Origin of the sequence: Roseovarius sp. PS-C2 (assembly GCF_018862045.1) — a bacterium.
In the GTDB taxonomy this organism is placed as follows: Bacteria; Pseudomonadota; Alphaproteobacteria; order Rhodobacterales; family Rhodobacteraceae; genus Roseovarius.
This window is the reverse complement of the sequence record NZ_JAHKSQ010000003.1, coordinates 310,618-328,574: the sequence shown is the minus strand read 5'-3', so window position 1 is coordinate 328,574 and position 17,957 is coordinate 310,618. Positions and strand designations below refer to the sequence as shown.

17 protein-coding genes are annotated in these 17,957 nt (G+C 64.3%); 4 read left to right on the top strand and 13 right to left on the bottom strand.

The features are described from left to right. Positions 1 to 39 precede the first annotated feature (39 nt). Positions 40 to 1,296, top strand: a complete 1,257-nt coding sequence (locus KPG71_RS07575) for an aminotransferase class V-fold PLP-dependent enzyme (protein ID WP_216337490.1) — start codon at positions 40 to 42, stop codon at positions 1,294 to 1,296. Here the strand turns inward: KPG71_RS07575 and KPG71_RS07570 are convergent. From KPG71_RS07570 to KPG71_RS07555, 4 genes are all read right to left on the bottom strand, one after another. Next, on the bottom strand, positions 1,293 to 2,876 hold the full coding sequence (locus tag KPG71_RS07570; RefSeq protein ID WP_216337489.1) for a thiamine pyrophosphate-binding protein: 1,584 nt from the start codon (positions 2,874 to 2,876) through the stop codon (positions 1,293 to 1,295). The two genes, KPG71_RS07575 and KPG71_RS07570, sit on opposite strands and share 4 nt — an antisense overlap. Then, entirely contained in the window at positions 2,866 to 4,392 is a 1,527-nt protein-coding gene (locus KPG71_RS07565; protein ID WP_216337488.1) for a tripartite tricarboxylate transporter permease, read from the bottom strand. Before KPG71_RS07565 ends, KPG71_RS07570 begins: the two co-directional genes overlap by 11 nt. Next, positions 4,389 to 4,880, bottom strand: coding sequence for a tripartite tricarboxylate transporter TctB family protein (locus KPG71_RS07560; RefSeq protein WP_216337487.1), 492 nt, complete (start codon positions 4,878 to 4,880; stop codon positions 4,389 to 4,391). The genes KPG71_RS07565 and KPG71_RS07560 overlap by 4 nt, the downstream gene beginning before the upstream one ends. A gap of 76 nt (positions 4,881 to 4,956) precedes the next feature. Further along, positions 4,957 to 5,934, bottom strand: a complete 978-nt coding sequence (locus tag KPG71_RS07555; protein WP_216337486.1) for a tripartite tricarboxylate transporter substrate binding protein — start codon at positions 5,932 to 5,934, stop codon at positions 4,957 to 4,959. Between the two features lie 149 nt (positions 5,935 to 6,083). Between KPG71_RS07555 and KPG71_RS07550 the strand changes: the two genes are divergently transcribed. From KPG71_RS07550 to KPG71_RS07540, 3 genes are read left to right on the top strand one after another with little or no spacing between them, the layout of a single operon-like run. Further along, the gene (locus tag KPG71_RS07550; protein WP_216337485.1) at positions 6,084 to 7,001 is read left to right on the top strand and encodes a LysR family transcriptional regulator; all 918 of its coding nucleotides are present in this window, start codon (positions 6,084 to 6,086) and stop codon (positions 6,999 to 7,001) included. Continuing rightward, positions 6,998 to 7,741 carry a sulfite exporter TauE/SafE family protein gene (locus KPG71_RS07545; protein WP_216337484.1) on the top strand — a complete coding sequence of 248 codons (744 nt, stop codon included), beginning with the start codon at positions 6,998 to 7,000 and terminating at the stop codon, positions 7,739 to 7,741. The genes KPG71_RS07550 and KPG71_RS07545 overlap by 4 nt, the downstream gene beginning before the upstream one ends. Next, positions 7,738 to 8,871, top strand: coding sequence for a mandelate racemase/muconate lactonizing enzyme family protein (locus tag KPG71_RS07540; RefSeq protein WP_216337483.1), 1,134 nt, complete (start codon positions 7,738 to 7,740; stop codon positions 8,869 to 8,871). Before KPG71_RS07545 ends, KPG71_RS07540 begins: the two co-directional genes overlap by 4 nt. Positions 8,872 to 8,873: 2 nt before the next feature. Here KPG71_RS07540 and KPG71_RS07535 read toward each other — a convergent pair whose 3' ends face one another. The 9 genes from KPG71_RS07535 to KPG71_RS07495 form a co-directional block, all read right to left on the bottom strand. Continuing rightward, positions 8,874 to 9,542, bottom strand: a complete 669-nt coding sequence (locus KPG71_RS07535; RefSeq protein ID WP_216337482.1) for a fumarate hydratase C-terminal domain-containing protein — start codon at positions 9,540 to 9,542, stop codon at positions 8,874 to 8,876. Continuing rightward, positions 9,539 to 10,747 (bottom strand): CaiB/BaiF CoA-transferase family protein, encoded by a 1,209-nt coding sequence (locus KPG71_RS07530; protein WP_216337481.1) that lies wholly within the window; start codon positions 10,745 to 10,747, stop codon positions 9,539 to 9,541. Before KPG71_RS07530 ends, KPG71_RS07535 begins: the two co-directional genes overlap by 4 nt. After that, positions 10,744 to 11,703, bottom strand: a complete 960-nt coding sequence (locus tag KPG71_RS07525; RefSeq protein WP_216337480.1) for a fumarate hydratase — start codon at positions 11,701 to 11,703, stop codon at positions 10,744 to 10,746. The genes KPG71_RS07530 and KPG71_RS07525 overlap by 4 nt, the downstream gene beginning before the upstream one ends. Beyond that, positions 11,700 to 13,457 carry an L-aspartate oxidase gene (locus KPG71_RS07520; protein ID WP_216337479.1) on the bottom strand — a complete coding sequence of 586 codons (1,758 nt, stop codon included), beginning with the start codon at positions 13,455 to 13,457 and terminating at the stop codon, positions 11,700 to 11,702. Before KPG71_RS07520 ends, KPG71_RS07525 begins: the two co-directional genes overlap by 4 nt. Positions 13,458 to 13,460: 3 nt before the next feature. Then, positions 13,461 to 13,802: a succinate dehydrogenase, cytochrome b556 subunit gene (gene sdhC / locus KPG71_RS07515; RefSeq protein ID WP_253196152.1), complete on the bottom strand. Its 342-nt coding sequence runs from the start codon at positions 13,800 to 13,802 to the stop codon at positions 13,461 to 13,463. Then, positions 13,799 to 14,131 carry a succinate dehydrogenase gene (locus KPG71_RS07510; protein WP_216337477.1) on the bottom strand — a complete coding sequence of 111 codons (333 nt, stop codon included), beginning with the start codon at positions 14,129 to 14,131 and terminating at the stop codon, positions 13,799 to 13,801. The genes sdhC and KPG71_RS07510 overlap by 4 nt, the downstream gene beginning before the upstream one ends. Further along, complete coding sequence (locus KPG71_RS07505; protein ID WP_216337476.1) at positions 14,124 to 14,858, bottom strand: succinate dehydrogenase/fumarate reductase iron-sulfur subunit; 735 nt, start codon at positions 14,856 to 14,858, stop codon at positions 14,124 to 14,126. The genes KPG71_RS07510 and KPG71_RS07505 overlap by 8 nt, the downstream gene beginning before the upstream one ends. A 109-nt stretch (positions 14,859 to 14,967) precedes the next feature. Beyond that, complete coding sequence (locus KPG71_RS07500) at positions 14,968 to 16,347, bottom strand: amidase family protein (protein WP_216337475.1); 1,380 nt, start codon at positions 16,345 to 16,347, stop codon at positions 14,968 to 14,970. Next, positions 16,344 to 17,954: an ABC transporter ATP-binding protein gene (locus tag KPG71_RS07495; protein WP_216337474.1), complete on the bottom strand. Its 1,611-nt coding sequence runs from the start codon at positions 17,952 to 17,954 to the stop codon at positions 16,344 to 16,346. Before KPG71_RS07495 ends, KPG71_RS07500 begins: the two co-directional genes overlap by 4 nt. Between the last annotated feature and the right edge of the window lie 3 nt (positions 17,955 to 17,957).

Here is a 17,957-nt window from a genome sequence, read left to right as displayed (position 1 = left end):
GCATGTGGGTTGAATCCCAACGATGCGGAGCCATGAGAGATGATTGCCAGCACCCCCGGCCTGATGGAGGCGGTCAGAGGCCGCTTTGCCCATGTGGAAACCTGCCCCTTCGAGGGAGAGCGGATATTCTTTGAAAGCGCGGGTGGGGCGTTGCGGCTCAAATCGGTGATCGAGACCTCGGCGGCCTATGCGGGCTACCCGGACAATCAGGGGCGCGACAATCCGGCCTCGGGCGCGCTGATGGAGACGATTGCGCGGGGCAAGGCGGATATGCGCCTGTTCTTCAACGCGCCGGGCGGGCAGGTGTTCGTGGGGGAAAGCGGCACCGAGGTGCTGTTCCGTCTGATCCGCACGGCGGCGCTCGGTGCGGCGGAGGGGGGCAGGATGCTGGGCAGCACGCTGGAGCATCCGGCATCGGTGTCGGCGATGACGCGGTGGGCGGATGTGACGGGGCGCGAGCTGATCCGCGTGGCGCATGACGATGCCAGCGGCACAGTCAAGGCCGAGGCTTATCGCAAGCACCTGACGCCCGATCTTCGGGTGGTCAGTATCGTGCATACTTCGCCGGTGACGGGGATGACGGTGGATGTGGGCGCGATAATCGCCGAGGTGCGCGCGGTTGCGCCCGAATGTTTCATCGTCGTGGACGGGATACAGCATGCCAGCCACGGCGCGGTGGACGTGGGCGGGATCGGGGCGGATGGCTATGCGGTGTCGCCCTACAAGATGTTTTCGCGTCATGGCTACGGAGTTGGCTGGGCCTCGGACCGGCTGAGCGGCTGCCCGAAAGAGCAGATCCTGGGCGGTGCCGCGGAAAACTGGGAGTTGGGAACGCGCGACACCGGGGCCTATGCGACGTTTTCGGATGTGGTGGCCTATCTGGAGTGGCTGGGCGGGCAGGTGAGCGATGCCGGTGATCGCCGCGCCCTGCTGGAGGCTGCGGGCCATGCGATTGCCGAACAGGAGGCCATGCTGATGCGCGGGGCGCTTTCGGGCGTGGGCAACCTGCCGGGGCTGAAGGACATGCCGGGGGTGCAACTGATAGGCGGCGATGCTGTCGAGGGGCGCGAGGGCGTTGTTTCCTTGCGGATCGAGGGTATGGAGTCGGGCGCGCTGGTGAGCCATCTGCGTGCGCATGGCATTCGCGTGCATATCCGCAAGAACGACCATTATTGCGGCAATATTCTCGGGCCGTTGGGGCTGGAGGATTGCGTTCGCGTGTCGCTGTCGCATTACAACACCGAGGACGAACTGCGCCGGTTCCTGACGGTGATGAAGGACGTGACCGGGGGCTAATGTCCCGAAGGGGCGGGCAGGCCGTGGATCATGACGTTGACACAGGCCGGTTTGCCGCTGGCAAGGGCGCGCTCGAGCGCCGGGGCCAAATCGGCAGGTGAGGTGACGTATTCGCCATGCGCGCCAAGGGCGACGGCGGCCAGATCGTAACGTGCAGGCGTCAGATCGCAGTTTGACAGGCGCCCGGCACCGTAGTCGCGCAGCTGGATCTGGTGTTCGGCGTTCCAGCGGCAATCGTTGCCGATCACCATGAGCACCGGCAGGCCGGCGCGGGCGGCGGTTTCGAACTCGGACAGGTGGAACCCGGCAGATCCGTCGCCCGACAACACCACCACAGGCACGCCGGGGCGCGCGGCGCAGGCGGCGATGCCATAGGGCAGGCCGCCGCCGATGACGCCGGATATGCCGTTGATTACGCGGGTATCCGTTGCCGTCAGGGCCTGAGCCCATTGGCCAAATTCGCCCCCATCGCTGATCACGATGCTGCCTGCACGGGATGGCAGGGCTTGCTGGACCGTCCTGCACAGGCTGTCCGATGTGATGTGATTGTTTGTTGGTGACGTATCGGGACGTTTGGCTGTCAGGGCCTCGACCTCTGACAGCCAATCGGTGCGTGCGGGTTGGCCCGTGACGGATTTCAGCGCGTCAGTGAGCGGCGCTGAGGCAACGGGCAAGCCAGTGATCAGGCGATCGCCAAGGTTGCGTTTGGCGCGGTCGATTTCTGCTTGCTCGGCATGAGCCACGATCCAACGTGCCGATCCCGCCCCGAACCCAAGGGTGAAGTCGATCCGCTTGGCCAGGGAGACGATCAGATCGGCCTGATCCACGGCCTGCCGAACATCGCCGAGCGAAGGATCGTTCAGGCCGCGCGGGCTTTCCATCGGCAGGACGGGTGCCTGCAAGGCGAGTTGGAGCGCATCGCGCAGGCCCGGCGCGCGGGTCGGGGTGAGTGACGAGCCCAGCAGGATCAGGGGTTTGGCGGACTGTGCCAATGCCTTGGTGATGCCCGTGATGTCAGGGACAGCGGTGCGATCCGTGGTTGGCGGTTTGGGTATGGGGTGCGTGCAGGCATCGCACAGCAGGTCGAAGGGCAGGGCGATATGCACCGGGCCGGGACAGCCCGATTGCGCCGTTTGGAGGGCGTTGATGACGCCCTCGGCCAGGTCCGACGGGGTTTGCGCGCGGAATGAGAGTTTCGTCAGGGGCGCTGTGATCGAGGCCTGATCGAGTTCCTGAAATGCGCCGCGCCCGTCCTGCGCCAGCGGGCTGTCACCCGACAGCAGCAGTACCGGCGTATCCGAGGCCCGCGCCGAAAACAGCGCGCCCGCCGCATTGGTCAGCCCGCCGCCCGCCGTGACCAGCGCAACGCCGGTCGTGCCGGTGAGTTGGGCATAGGCCTCGGCCATGAAGACCGCGGCGCCTTCGTGGCGGGTGTGCACGATCTCGATTCCGGCATCGAGGCAGGCGTCGAAAATCGGCATGATCTGGTTGCCCGAAAGGCCGAAAATCCGTGTGATGCCCGCGCGCGACAAGGTGCGCACCAGAAGGTCGGCACCGCGTTGGGTTGTATCAGCCTGCATCGCGGGCCCGTCTTTCCGCCCTGGCGCGGCGGCTGTCGCGGGTGGCCTTGATGCCCACGCGAATGATGGCGATCACGGTGATGGCCGTGACGGACCAGAAGAACCACGTGATCGGCCCGCGGAACAGGATTTTCCAGTCGCTGCCCGACATCAGCATCGCCTGACGGAAGTTGTCTTCGAGCAGGGGGCCGAGGATGAAGGCGATCAGGAAGGGGGCGGCGGGGATGTGGTAGCGCATCATGATGTAACCGACCCAGCCCATGACGAACATGACGCCCACGTCGAAGATATTGTTGTTCACCGCGAACACCCCGTAGATGCACAGCACCAGAACGCCGGGAATGAGGAGGCGTTTGGGGATGTCGGCCACGAACTTGAAGCCGCGAATGGCCGCGCTGCCGATCAAGAACAGGAAGACGGAACTGACGATCAGGCCGATGAACAGGCCATAGATGATATCCACGTTCAGGATGAACATCATTGGCCCCGGTTGCAGCCCGTGGATCATGAAGGCGCCGATGATGATGGCGGTGATCACGTCTCCGGGCACACCGAGGGCCAGCAAGGGGATCAGGGTTGCGCCTGCGACGCCGTTATTGCCGGCCTCGGACGCGGCGACACCTTCGACCTCGCCCTTGCCAAAGTTTTCCTTGTTCTTCGATTTGCGGCGGGCCTCGGAATAGCTGAGGAAGGCCGAGGGGGCGGCGCCGATGCCGGGGATCGAGCCGAGGAAGACGCCGATCAGGCTGCCCCGGACGATGGAGCGGAACGAACGTTTGTAATCGGCGAAGGTCACCCGGTTGCTGCCAAGCGAGCGCGCCTTGCCCAGATGGGCCGTCGGGTGCCAGGCCATGGCCAGCACCTCGGGGATGGCGAACAGGCCGATCAGGACGGCGATGAAGTTCAGCCCGCCCATCATGTTCGGATCGCCGAAGGTAAAGCGATTGGTGCCATAAACCAGATCGAGGCCGACGGTGGCCAGCAACAGGCCCAGAATGGCCGAGAGCGCGCCGCGCAGCAGGCTGTCGCCCGACACGCCCGCGATGATGGTCAGGGAGAACAGGATCAGGGTGAAGAATTCGGGCGGGCCGAAATTGAGCGCGAACGAGGCCAGCCACCCGGCAAAGATGATCAGGGCGAGGTTCGAAATCAGGTCGGCGGTGCAGGAGGCCCAGAGCGCCATGCCGAGCGCGCGGCCCGCCTCGCCCTTTTCGGCCATCGGGTATCCGTCGAGGATGGTGGCCGAGGAGGCCGGGGTGCCGGGGGTCTTGATCAGGATGGCGGGGATAGACCCGCCGAAGATGCCGCCCTTGTAGACCCCGAGCAGCAGCAGGATGCCGGTGATCGGCTGCATGGCGAAGGTAAAGGGCAGGGTCAGCGCGACGGCCATGGTGGCCGACATGCCGGGGATCGCGCCGCCAATCACACCGATGGCCACGCCCCCGGCAAGGGCAAGGAAGGCTTCGATATGTCCGACCAGTGAAAGTCCGGCCATCAGGCTGTCGAAAAAGCTCATGGAAGTCTCACGAAATGCCCCTGCGGGATCGCGACGCCCGCCACATGGGCGAAAAAGGCATAGAGCACCAGCGGGACGGCCACGGCGCAGATCATCGCGGTCAGGGGGTGGCGGGTTTTGAACAGGAAGGCCGTGGCGGCAAAGACCAGCATCGAGGTCCAGACCATGCCGAGCCGGGGCAGGAGAAACATCGTTGCGGTCATGATCGCCGCCATGCTCGCCAGCCGAACCCACGCGGCGGTCGTGTCGTCGACCGGCGTGTTCACCGGCGCGTCATCTGACGGCGCGCGCAGCCCGGCGGCGATCAGGCCAAGCCCGGCGAGGATCGTCACCCCGGCCAGCGTATAGGGCCAGAACAGAGGCGACAGGATGATGTTGGATATGTTGCTGGGGGCCGATACCCATGTGGGTATTGCATGGAAGATCAGGAACAGGGCGGCCACGCAGGCCCCGATCCCAAGTTGCAACTGGATCGTTCGGTTTGTCACGCGACGCCTCTCTCGGTGGTGCGCCGGGCCTGACGGGGCGGGCCCGGCACGTTGCCTGGATTTCAGGGGCGGGTGTTCAACCTTCGACGCGCATTCCCAACTCGTCAACCAGTTTGCGGAAGGTTTCGTACTGGCCGGTGATGAAGTCGTTGGCCTCTTCGGGGTTCATCAGCCGGATGATCGACCCGCGGGCGGTCATCTTATCGACGAACTCTTCGTCGGCGGTGGCTTCGGCCATCCATGCGCCCCACTTTTCGGCCACGTCATCGGGCAGGCCGGCGGGCCCTGCGATGCCGGTCCAGCCGACGAGCTGATGCAGCGCGGGCTTGCCGAGATCGGCAGCCGTGGGAGCGTCGAAACCGGGGATCGGTTCCGCGGTGGTGACGAGGATCGGTTTCAACTGCCCGTTGGCCACGAAACTGGCCAGCGCCGAGGAATTGGTGCAGATGAACGTGGCAGTGCCGTTCAGAACGGCAGTCGCCGCGGCACCGCCGCCTTTTTGCGGGATGTGGGTGGCCGCGTTCAGCGGGTCTTCGACGCCGAATTCACGCAGCACCATCGCCCCGGCGAGATGCAGCATCGAGCCCACGCCCGAGGAACTGTAGGACACACCGCCTTCGGCAACCTTGGCTATCAGGCCGTCCATGTCCTCGATCCCCGAGGAGGGCGCCACGGCACAGGCCACGGGGTTGATTTCATAGACGGTGACAAAGCGGAAATCGTCGAGCGTATAGGGCAGGGTGGCCTTCATCGCCGGGTTTACCGAATGCGATCCCACGCGTGCGAACAGCATCGTGTACCCATCGGCCGTGGCGTTCTGCACGGCGACCGAGCCGGTGGCCCCGCCCGCGCCGGTGACGTTCGCCATGACAAGCGGTTTACCCACCGCCGCCCCCAACGGTTCCGCGATGGTGCGGGCCGAAATATCGGTGGCCCCGCCTGCACCGTAGGGGATGACCATATTGATCGGGCGCTCGGGATACTCGGCCAGGGCTGCCGTGGCGGTCAAGCCGAGCATTGTGGCACTGGTGGCCAGAAACGTCTTGAAATTCATGTTTTTCCTCCCTTTTCATGACCCGCTTTATACGACATCCAGAATGATATTGCGCGGTTCTTGACTTTGTATAACTTTAAGTAAAACTTTATAGAAGTAATATTCGATTACATAAACAGTTACTTTATCTAACGGTAGGTGGCCCCGACATGTCGATCCGAATGCTGCGCACCCTGATAGCGGTCGATGATCATTACACGTTCAGCGCCGCCGCCGAGGCCGTGCATGTGACCCATGCCGCCGTTAGCCAGCAGATGCGCGCGCTTGAAGAGGAGTGGCAGATCACCCTTTTCGACCGCTCGCGGCGGACCCCGGAACTGACGCCGACGGGCCGGGCCATCGTGGCCAAGGCGCGCGAGGTGGTGCGCGCCTATGACAGTATCGTTTCGTCGGTTGTCAGTCAGGACAGCCTGAAGGGAGATGTCGCGCTTGGCGCGGTGCCGACCACATTGACCGGCCTGGCCCCGTTGGCGATTTCAGTTCTGAAACAGAGGTTCGAGGGGCTGCATGTGCGGCTTTATCCGGGACTGACCACGCATCTGATCGCCCAGATCGAGCGCGGGACGCTGGATGCGGCGATCATCTCGCGCCCCATGGTGATGCCGCAGGGGTTGGACTATCGCGAAATCGCCGAAGAGCCCATGCAACTGCTTGCCGCGCAGGACTGCGACAGCGACGATCCGATGGAATTGCTCGGCCGGTTGCCGTTCATCCGGTTCAACCGCGATGCGGTTGTCGGTCAGACGATCGAAGCCTGGTTGCAAAGCAAGGGGATCAGGGTGCGCGAAACCATGGAACTGGAGGGGCTGGAAGCGATTTCCAGCATGGTCTACGCCAATCTCGGGGTTTCCATCGTCCCTGCGGGATGTGTCACGACGGCAAACCCGGTGCCGGTCAAGCGGCTGGCGCTGCCCGAGGATGCGCCGACGCGTCATTTGGGGCTGGTTCACAGGCGCGACACCGCGCGCATGCGTGTTCTGGACGAACTGCACGCCGCGTTGTCGCGGGCCGTGGATATCGGCGTGTTCCATCCGCTGGAACCCGGTACAGAGGGCGGCGCGGCATGAGTTTCGAGACGATCTTTCCGGTGGTGCTCGGGGCGGTCATGGGCGGGTTCATCAACGGGTTGGCCGGGTTCGGGACGGCCCTGTTCGCGCTTGGGTTTTTCCTGAAAGTCATGACCCCTGAACAGGCCGTGGCCGTGGTGGTGATCCTGTCGGTGATCAGCGGCCTGCAGGGGCTTTGGGTTGTGCGCGGCGCGATCTGGGACAGGGCGGGGCGCATGGCGCGTTTCGTCGTGCCGGGGCTGGTGGGCATTCCGTTGGGATTGCTGGCGCTGTCGGTGATCGAGGCGCGGACGTTGAAGCTGGTGATCGCGGGGTTCCTTCTGCTCTACGGCGGGTTCTTTACCTTGCGCCGGTCGTTGCCGCGGTTTGAGAGGCCAACGCCGGTGGCCGATGTCGGCGTCGGGTTTCTTGGTGGCATCCTGGGCGGCGCGGCGTCGCTTTCGGGGGCGTTGCCGACGATGTGGTGTTCCATGCGGCCCTGGCCCAAGGCGGAAACGCGGGCGGTTTTGCAGCCCTTCAACGTGGTGATTCTGGGGGTGACGGCGCTGATGCTGGCGCTGCGGGGCGTCTATGACGGGCAGACGCTGCTGTATCTGGCCGTGGCGCTGCCCTGTGCATTGCTGTCGGCGCAGATCGGGATCACGGTTTTCAAGCGGTTGTCGGACGATCTGTTTCGCCGGCTTCTGATCGGCATGTGCCTGGTATCGGGCACGATCCTGATGCTGCGGGAGGTGCTATGAGCATTGCACGATTGAACGTCCATGTCTTTCGCGCGCCGACCCCTGCGCCGGTCGCGACGTCCTTTGGGGTGATGCGCGACCGCCCTGCGGTGTTCGTGCGGGTCGAGGATAGCGACGGGGCCTTCGGCTGGGGTGAGATTTTCGCCAACTGGCCTATTGCCGGGGCCGAGCATCGGGCGCGTCTTCTGAACGAAGATATCGCCGATCTTGTGTTGGGGCAGGCCGGTGACGACCCGCAACGCCTGTGGCGCGAATTGACCGAACGCACCGAAACACGCGCGTTGCAATGCGGCGAATGGGGCCCGTTCCGGCAGGTTCTGGCCGGGCTCGACACGGCGCTTTGCGATATGGCGGCGCGCCGGGCCGGAATGCCTCTGGCACACTGGTTGTCCGGCGGCGCGTCGGCATCCGTGCCGGTCTATGCCAGCGGGTTGCATGTGTCGCGCGCGGTCGAGGCGATCAAAGCGTCGCGGGCGCAGGGAATAGAGGCCTTCAAAGTAAAGATCGGGTTCGACGAAGAGCGCGACATGACGGATTTGAAGATGCTGATCGACGGGCTGGGGCCGCAGGAGCGGCTTTTTGCGGACGCCAATCAGTCCTGGACGCTGGATGCGGCCTTGCGTTTTGCGGCGCAGGCGGAGGGATTGCCCCTTGGCTGGCTGGAAGAACCGATCCGTGCGGATCGTCCCGCGCAGGAGTGGGAGACTTTGGCGAAAGCCTGTGACATTCCATTGGCCGCCGGTGAAAATATAACGGGTTTCAAAGCATTTGGCGAAGTTGTTGAAGGTAAAACATTAACTTTCATTCAGCCTGACTTGGCCAAATGGGGCGGGGTCAGCGGCTGCTTTGCCGTTGCCTGTCAGACGGTGGAGGCCGGATTGACCTATTGCCCGCATTTCCTTGGCGGTGGCATCGGGTTGAGCGCATCGGCGCATGTGCTTGCGGCAGCGGGCGGCGCGGGCCTGTTGGAACTGGATGTGAACACCAATCCGCTGCGCGACGCCTTTTTCGCGGGCGGGCCCGTTTGCAACGGGATATTTGCGATCCCGGATATGCCGGGCCTGGGAATCGACGCGCTGCCCGAAGAGATCGAGCGGTTCCGCACGCTGGAGCTGGACATCAGCGGCTAAGATCAGCCGATCACCTCGTCGCTGCGGTCATCGGTTTCGCCATAGCGTTTCAGGACGGCGGGTTTCGTACCTTCATAAACCCGCGCAAGATGTTGGGATATCTTGGCATTTTCGCGTTCGAACAGGCAGTTTCCTTGCATGTCCGAAGCCACGATGAATGGTCCCATCCGGTTGCACTTGATGACCCACATGGCCTGCGCAAGGCCGAGTTCCTCGTGCCAGTGAACGGCCTCGACATTTTCGACCCCGCGGCCCAGCAAAGCGCCGGTGCCGTAGCCCACGGTGGACAGGTAGACCGCGCCGTTGGGAACGAAATATTCCTTGTAGTCTTTTGAAGACATGCCGCCCTTGCCGATGATCAGTTTGGCGCCGGTCTTGGCGATCCATTCGGGCAACCATTTGGCGAACCGGAACGAGGCGGTGGCGGTGACGGCGCCCATGTCGAAGCTGCCATCCTCGCGGATCACGGCGGCGGGGGAGCAGTGGAAGTTCGCCGCGCTTTGCGAGGGCAGTTCCATCGGGATATTGGCCTGCTGTTCCAGCGCGCGCATGTAGACGCCTTCGCGCGCCGTATACATCAGCCCGTCCAGATAGACGATGTCGCCAAGACGAAGCTGCGCGATGTCTTCGTTGGTGGGGGTGGTGCTGAGGCGGATCTCACGCGGTTTCATCGAATGGTCCTCCTGTCCGGATCGTCCTGTATGACGCCGTTCTGTATCAGTGCATCTATCCGTTCGCGGCCATGACCCAGATCGGCCAGAACCTGCCGTGAGTCCCGCCCGAAGCGCGGTGCGTTTGGCAGCGTGTCGGGTGCCCAAGGGGCACGAAAGGTGAGGCCGGGAACCCGGAAGCTGCGCCCGAGTTCGGGTACATTCAGATCGTGCCAGTCAAGCAGTCTGGACAGGTCGTCATCCGCAAGCAGCTCATCAAGACCCAGAACCGGGCCAGCAGGCACTTGTGCGTCGGCCAGTCTCTCGTCCCAGTCCTTGGTAGTGCGCTGCGCGAAGGCGGTATCGAGCGCCGCGCGGACGCGGCCGGCATCGGGTTCGTCTGCCAGAGTCGGGTCGCCCAGGGCCGCGCACAGGCGCATGGCCTGTGCCGGGGTGTTCGCCGTCACCACGATCTGGCCGTCGGACGTGTCGAAGCGGCCCGAGAAGGGCGAATCCGAAAAGGCGCGGTTGCCTTCCAGCCCGCGCATCTGCCCGGTGGCTTGCCAGTTGACGGCATAGGGCCCCATCAGGTTGACAAGGGCATCGAGCATCGAGACATGCAGTTTCTGTGCCTCGCTGCCGTGTCGGTCACGTTGGATCAGGGCGGCAAGTATGGCGGCGACAAGGGCCTGTCCGGCGACGTAATCGACGATGGGAAAGCCGACGCGCTGCGGGCCGCTGTCGGGGGTGCCCGTCATGGCCATCAGCCCGCTGAGGCCCTGAAGGATATGATCATAGGCCGGTCGCCCCGACAATTTGCCGTCGGGGCCAAAGCCCGAAATGCTGGCATAGATCACATCCGGGCGCACCGCGCGGACGGTTTCGAAATCCAGCCCCAGCCGGTCGGCCACGCCGGGGCGGAAATTCTCGACCAGTATGTCGGCGGAGGCGGCCAGATCCATGACGAGATCGAGGCCCTCTTTGGTCTTGAGGTCGATCACCGTGGATTTCTTGCCCGCGTTCTGGCTGAGGAACGACGCCCCGAGTCCGGCGGCGCGCATGTCTTCGCTGCCGCCATGGCGGCGCACGAAATCGTCGCCATTGGGACGTTCGACGCGGATCACCTCGGCTCCCATGAGGGCAAGCTGGCCCGTGGCATAGGGTCCGGCCAGAACATGGGTCAGGTCGAGGATGCGCACCCCGGCCAGAGGCGGCGCGGCACTCATTCCGCAGCGTCCTGCGCCATGGCTGGCCAATCCACGCTGTCGCGGCGCTGATAGGGGGTGAACCAGTCGGGGTCGGTGCGGTATTCGACCCGCCCGTCGGGGTAAAGCCGGGCCACGGCGCGGCGGGAACTGAGGCAGAAGGCGTGGACGCTCATCTGCATGCCGCCGGTGTGGCAATAGCCGACCTCGATATTGCAGTCGATCACCATGTTCTTGCCGACAAAGCCCATCGCGCCCATGCCGATGGAATTGCCTAGGTCCTTGAACTCGTCCTCGAGCGCGGCGATCTTCGGATCGGAATTGCGGCTGCCCACGGTGCGCAGGGTGGCGGCGCGTTTGCCCAGGACCATGCAGGTGTCCTTGGACCCGCCAAGGCCGATGCCGATGATCGCGGGCTGGCAGGCAAGGCCGCGCTTACCGAAGGCGACGAGCGTATCGAGATAGAACCGCTTGATGCCCTCGATCCCGTCCGAGGGGAACAACATCCGGTAATCGGTGCCGAACAGCCCGCCCTTGTGAACGGTGATCAGGTCGATCCAGTCGCCTTCGGGTTCGAACCCGTATTCGATTTCCGGCGCGCCAATGCCGACGTTGTTGTCATGGTCCGTGCGCCAGAGGGGATGCACGCGGTTGGGGCGCAAAGGCACGCCGTTGGTGGCGCTTGCTGTGGCGCGGCGCAGGGCGGTTTCCAGGGCGCACATGCCGCCTTCGACCTGCGCGGTGTTGCCCATCTTGACGTACCAGCGCGGCACGCCGGTATCGCCGCACATGGCGCGGCGGTCTTCCTTGGCGGCCTCGTAATTTTCCAGCATGGCCTGAAGAACAAAGGACGACAGGTCGCCATCTTCAGTTTCGGCGGCGACTTTGAGGCCGTCCAGATAATCCTGCGGGATTTCGATGGCGGCCTTGTCCATCAGGGTTTCGGCAGTGCTCTGGATCAGGTCGATGGGTATCATTGTGCGGCCACCAGTGTATCGGGTTCGCCCTTGGGCAGGATGGTTTCGCCGGGGCGGACGATGGTGAATTGAACAGGTTCGCGGCTGACCTCGACGGACTCGCCGGATTGCCGCGCAACCGTGAAGTACGAACTGTCCAGATCACCCTGATCCGGGAAATCCTCGCGGAAATGCGCCCCGCGCGAGTTTTCGCGCCACAGGGCGGCGCGGGCGATCACTTCGGATATATCACAAAGCGAGGCCATGTTCAGCCAGTCATGCCATGTCAGGTTGAAGGCGAGGGAGTCGGCGGCGACGCCGGTTTCCATCAGTTCGGCGCGGATGTCGTCGACGCAGGCGATGCCGCGCTCCAGTCTGTCGGCGGTGCGCATGACGCCGACCTCATCCCACATGACCTCTTGCAGGGTCTGGCGCAGCGGGTGAAGCGCGCCGGGGGGCCGGGCAAAGGGGCGCATGGCGCGGGCGATTTCGGCCTCGAGAACCTCGGGGTCGGGGTCGCGCAGGGCGCCCATCTGACGAATATCGACACCCATCGTGTCGCCCGCGATACCGCCATAGACGGTTGAATTGGCCACGCCATTGCCGCCCAGCCGGTTCGAGCCATGCGCGCCGCCGGCATCCTCGCCCGCCACGTAAAGCCCTTCAAGCGCGGTGCGGGTATCCACATCGACCACGACACCGCCCATGAAGTAATGCGCGGTCGGCACCACCTCGACCCGGCCACCGGCCAGATCGAAGCCGCAATCGGCGCAGCGCTTGACCATGCCCTTGAACTTCTCGGCCACGAATTCCGGGCCGAGATGCCCCATCGAGATGTAGACCCCACCGTTTTCCGAGGTGTTGCTTTTGCGCATTTCCTCATAAATGCCACGGCTGACCACGTCGCGCGTGGCGCGTTCGCCCTTGCCGTCGTAATCGAACATGAAGCGATTGCCGGACCCGTTCAGAAGATGCCCGCCAGCACCGCGCAGCCCTTCTTCCAGAACCGTGCCGGTCATCCTTGTGTGATCGCCCGCCAGAAGGCCGGTGGGGTGAAACTGCACCATTTCCATGTCGCGCAACGGCAGGCCCGCGCGCAGCGCCATGGCAAGCCCGTCCATCGTCTTGTCGCCCGAGGGCGTGTGATACTTGTACATGGTCGGGCCGCCGCCGGTGGCCATCAGCACGGTCTTGGCCCGTACGAAGCGGAAGCGCCCGGTGCGCATGTCGATCATCAGCACGCCAGCCAGCGCGCTGCCGTCACGGGTGGGGATCAGGCCGATGGCACGGTGTTCCTGTAACTTCTCGACGGGGCGCGAAAGGACCTGTTCCATCAGGCGGCTGATGATTTCGATGCCGGTCAGGTCGCCCTTGTGCACGGTCCGGTCGGCGGTTTGTCCGGCAAAGGCCTTTTGGTGCAGGGAGCCGTCGGGGTTGCGGTCGAAAAAGCAGCCAATTTCGTTTTCCAACTCGTGAATGCGGACCACGGCCTGTTCGCAGAGCCGCCAGGCCATATCCTGATTGGGAAGCCATTTGCCGCCGTTGATCGTATCCATGAAGTGCCGCTCGACCGTATCGCCGCCGCCAAGAGCGACGTTATAGCCGCCCTGAACCATGCGGGTGCAGCCGCACTTCCCGATCAGCCCCTTCACGGCGATGGTGATTTTCGTCCCCTCGGGGGCGGTCTGTTGCGCGTGCAGCGCAGCGAACAGGCCCGCGCCGCCGGTGCCGAGGATCAGGATATCGGTGTCGTGATGATCGATGTCAGGACGCATGGGTCAGATCGCATTCAGGAAAAAGGAGCCGGACACCAGAACCGCAACGCCCACGGCGGCGGCGGCCAGTGTTTTCTGGCTGTTGCTCCAGGGCAGGAACTCCAGCGCGAGAAGGCGCAGCCCGCCGAACAGGTGAACGGCAAGCAAGAAGACAAGCCCGAATTCGGCCAGTTTGACGACGGGAAGTTCAGTCAGCGCAAAGAAGCTGTCCAGACTGTCGGGGGCGGTGATGGCCTTGGACAGGGTCCAGAAATGCAGCGGCAGGAACAGCGCCAGCGCCAGACCGGACAGGCGGTGCAGGATGAAGGCCAGCCAAAGGGGGTGCGCGCGTGGTGGTGTTTTCATGCGAAGGTCACGGCCCAGACGGCGCGTGCTCCGAGTGTAAAAAGGCCAAGGCCGGTGGCCCATGTGAACAATGACAACGCCGTGCCCCGGAGCCCCGCCCATTCATGTGCGATCACCCGCAGGCCGATGGCGGCATGTATCGATACCGCCAGGACGAACAGGCCGTAAAACGCGAACCAGAAGGCCGATCCCTGGGTGCGGCCAAGGATCTCCGACACGCTGAGCCCGCCCTGAATGGCATAGATCATCACCGCGATATGCCCCAGAACGAGCGGCGCCATGATCAGCGCCGACAGGCGCTGCGCCATGTATAGCCGCAGGTCAAGCATCCTTGCGCCTCCGCAGGGCATGGCGCACCGTTTCGCGTTTGACGCCGGCGATGGCGCTCATCGGATCGAGCTCGTTCGGGCAATATTGTGTGCAGGAGCCCATCGAGTGGCAATTGTGACAGCCGCCCACGCTCGACACCGCATCAAGGATCGTGGCCCGTGCGCCATCCCTAGTGTCGTTCAGCAAGGTCCAGGCACGTTGCAGGGCGGCGGGGCCGAGATATTCGGGATTGCCCGCCACCGTATCGCAGGCGGCGTAACAGACCGCGCAATTGATGCATTCGATCCCGGCATTGGCCTGCTTGCGCGCCGGGGTGGTTGCGTCAATCGGCTCGATCGGGTCCTGCCGGGATTGGGTGGGGTGATGCAGCCCCTCCGCCGCGACCCATTTATCGAAAAACGGGTCCATATCGGCGGCCAGGTCCTTGATGACCGGCAGGTTGCGCAGCGGTTCGATGGTCAGTTTTCCCTCATCCGCCACCTTGCCCACATGGGTGCGGCAGGTCCAGCGGGGGATTCCGTTGACCATCATCGCGCAACTGCCGCACATGCCGACACGACAGGCGAAACGATAGGTCAGGGTGGGATCGGAATGGTGCTGAATCCAGCTGACCACGTCCAGAACAGTCTGATTGTCGCGCGCCGGAACCTTGTGGGTTTCAAGTTTGCCGCCCGCCGCAGTGCCGCGCCAGACCGTAACGTCGAGTGTCTGTTCCGGCTTGGACAAAAGAGGGCTCCGTCGCTGAGTTCAGGTTCGGCAACCAGTTATATTTCCGAATACAGCTAACAAAAAGGAATAAATTCTTAGAGTTATCGTTAGGTTTACTAACAGCAGCCTATAATGTCGTCGGTACGATTCCGGCGATGATGTCCCCGGCGTCCAAGAGGATATCCTCGCGAAACTGGTTCGCGACCAGTTGCACTCCGACGGGGCGGCCCTGTGCCGTTCCTGTGGCGACGCTCAGCCCCGGCAACCCGAGGAAGGGCAGGCCGATCTGAAGCGCCTGCGCCGCGATGATCGTTTCGAATTCGGATTGGCTGATCACGTCGCGCAGATCGTCAAACGGCAATTCGCCCGAGACCGGACACAGCATCACAGGGTAGTCGGACAGGAAGACCCGCCATTGCCGCATGAGGCGCGAGCGACCGCGCAAGGCTTCCAGCACCGCAGGCGGTTCGGACTCGGGCACGATGGCCTGAAGATAGTCGTAGATCGCCAGCGCGTCGGGGTCGTCCTCGTCGATGATGGCGTCATGCGCACCGATGCGCATCTCCGACAGCCACAGGATCAGTTGCAGGCGCTTGGCCTCGTGGACGGGCGGGGTGTCGACCTCGTCGATTTGCCAGCCAGCCGAGGCAAGGCGCGAGGCGGCGGCGCGCAGGGCGTCCTTGACCGGGGCGTCGACCTCCATCCCGTCGGGGGCAAGGCACAGCGCCGCGCGCCGGGGCAGGGTGGGGCCGTGCAGCGGGGCGGGCGTGTACCAGGGATCGCGCAGGTCGGGCTGCGCCATGGCGGCAAGCGACAGCCGCAGATCGGGAATCGAACGGGCCAAGGGGCCGGACACCGCCATCAGTTGGGCGCCGATATTGCGGTCAGGCGCCGATGTGTTGAAGGCCGGAACGCGGCCAAGCGACGGGCGCAGGCCGTGGATGCCGCAGGCATAGGCCGGGTAGCGGATGGAGCCTGCGATATCGGTGCCATGCGCCACGGGGCCCATCCCGGCGGCCACCGCCGCGCTGGCCCCGCCCGACGACCCGCCGGGGGTGATCCCCGGAGCGCGAGGGTTGGTCGTATGGCCATGCAGGGAATTGCGGGTGAACCAGCGCAGGGAAAACGCCGGGGTATTGCTGCGCCCGACAATGACCGCCCCGGCCTTGCGCAGGTTCGACACGACGGGGCTGTCCTGCGTCGCGATCAGGTCGCGCTGGCGGCGCAACCCGTTGGTGGTGGCATGGCCCACCTGATCGGTATTGACCTTGATGGTGATCGGAACACCCGCCATCGGCCCGGTGTCCAGCCCCTGCGCGCGGGCGGCATCTATTGCGTCAGCAGCGGCAAGGGCTTCGTCATCGCAGCGGGAGACAATGGCGTTGCACTCCGCATTCACGGCGTCGATGCGCGACAATGTGCTTTCGGTGACGTCGCGGGCACTGACATCGCCACGCTGAATGAGTTGAACCAGTTCGGTGGCGGTCAGGCTCCAGAGCGGGGTCATGCGGCGCCCACCTGCCATTCGGTGCCGGGCACGGCGGCCAGCAGGTTGCGGGTGTATTCGGCCTTGGGATTGAGGAACACCTCGGCCACCGGGCCGATCTCGACCAGCTTGCCGAATTGCATCACTGCCACCCGGTCACACAGTTGCGCCGCCACGCGCATGTCGTGGGTGATGAACATCAGCGACAGGTGAAGGCGCTGTTGCAGATCGCGCAGCAGTTCCAGAACCTGCGCCTGAATGGAGACATCCAGCGCCGAAACCGCCTCGTCCGCGATGATCAGGTCGGGGTCCATCGCCAGCGCGCGGGCGATGCCGATGCGTTGACGCTGCCCGCCCGAGAATTCATGCGGGTATCGGTCGGCCGCACCGGGGTCCAGTTCGACGATTTCCAGCAATTCACGGGCACGGGCGTGGGCCTTGTCCCTGGGCACGCCCTGCACGATCGGACCTTCGCACAGCGCGTGCAGGATTTTCTTGCGCGGATTGAGCGAGGCGTAAGGATCCTGAAAGATCATCTGCACGCGGCGGCGGGCGGTGCGCAGTTCGGCGGGGGTCAGGGTGTTCATGTCCTGCCCGTCAAGGATCACCTCGCCGCTGTCGGCTTCGACCAGCCGCACGATGGCGCGGCCCACGGTGGATTTGCCCGAGCCGGATTCGCCGACGATACCCAGAACCTCGCCCCGCGCGATGCTGAACGATACGCCGTCAATGGCCGTTACGCTGCGCGTCGGTTTGAACAGGCCGCCAGAGGTGACGAAAGTCTTGCGCAGATCGCGGACTTCCAGGACCGGCGGTTCGGTGACCGGCTCGGGGGTGGGCACGCTATCTGAGGGGATCGCGTCGAGCAGGGCGCGGGTATAGTCGTGCTGCGGGTTGCTGAGCACCTCCCGGGCGGAGCCCTGTTCGACGATCTCGCCATACCGCATGACGATCACGCGGTCGGCTATTTCTGCGACGACACCGAAATCATGGGTAATGAACATCACCGCCATGCCGTGGCGTTCCTGGATCGTCTTGATCAGGTCGAGGATTTGCGCCTGTGTGGTCACGTCGAGCGCCGTTGTGGGCTCGTCCGCGATCAGGATCGCGGGGTCCAGCGCAAGGGCCATGGCGATCATCGCGCGCTGGCGCTGACCGCCGGACAGTTGGAACGGATAGGCGCGGATGATCTTTTCGGGGTCGGGCAGACCGACCTCGCGGATCAGGGCCAGCGCCTTTTCGCGCCGTTCCGGGGGCGTGTGGCGGTTATGGGCCTCGAACACCTCGGCGATCTGATCGCCGATGCGCATCAGCGGGTTGAGCGCGGTCATCGGCTCCTGAAAGATCATGCCGATCCGATCGCCACGCAGCTTGCGCCGCTCGGTATCGGGCAAGGCGAGCATGTCGCGCCCTTCGAACTGCGCGGCACCGCGCGCGACCTCGACCTGATCGGGCAACAGGCCCATCAGCGCATTGGCGGTCATCGACTTGCCCGACCCGGATTCACCAACGACGCACAGGATTTCACCGGCATTTAGATCGAAACTGATATTCTGGACGGCATAGTCGCGATCGGCCCCCGGAGGCAGCGAAATCGCGAGGTCCTGAATGGAAAGAACGGCATCCATGTC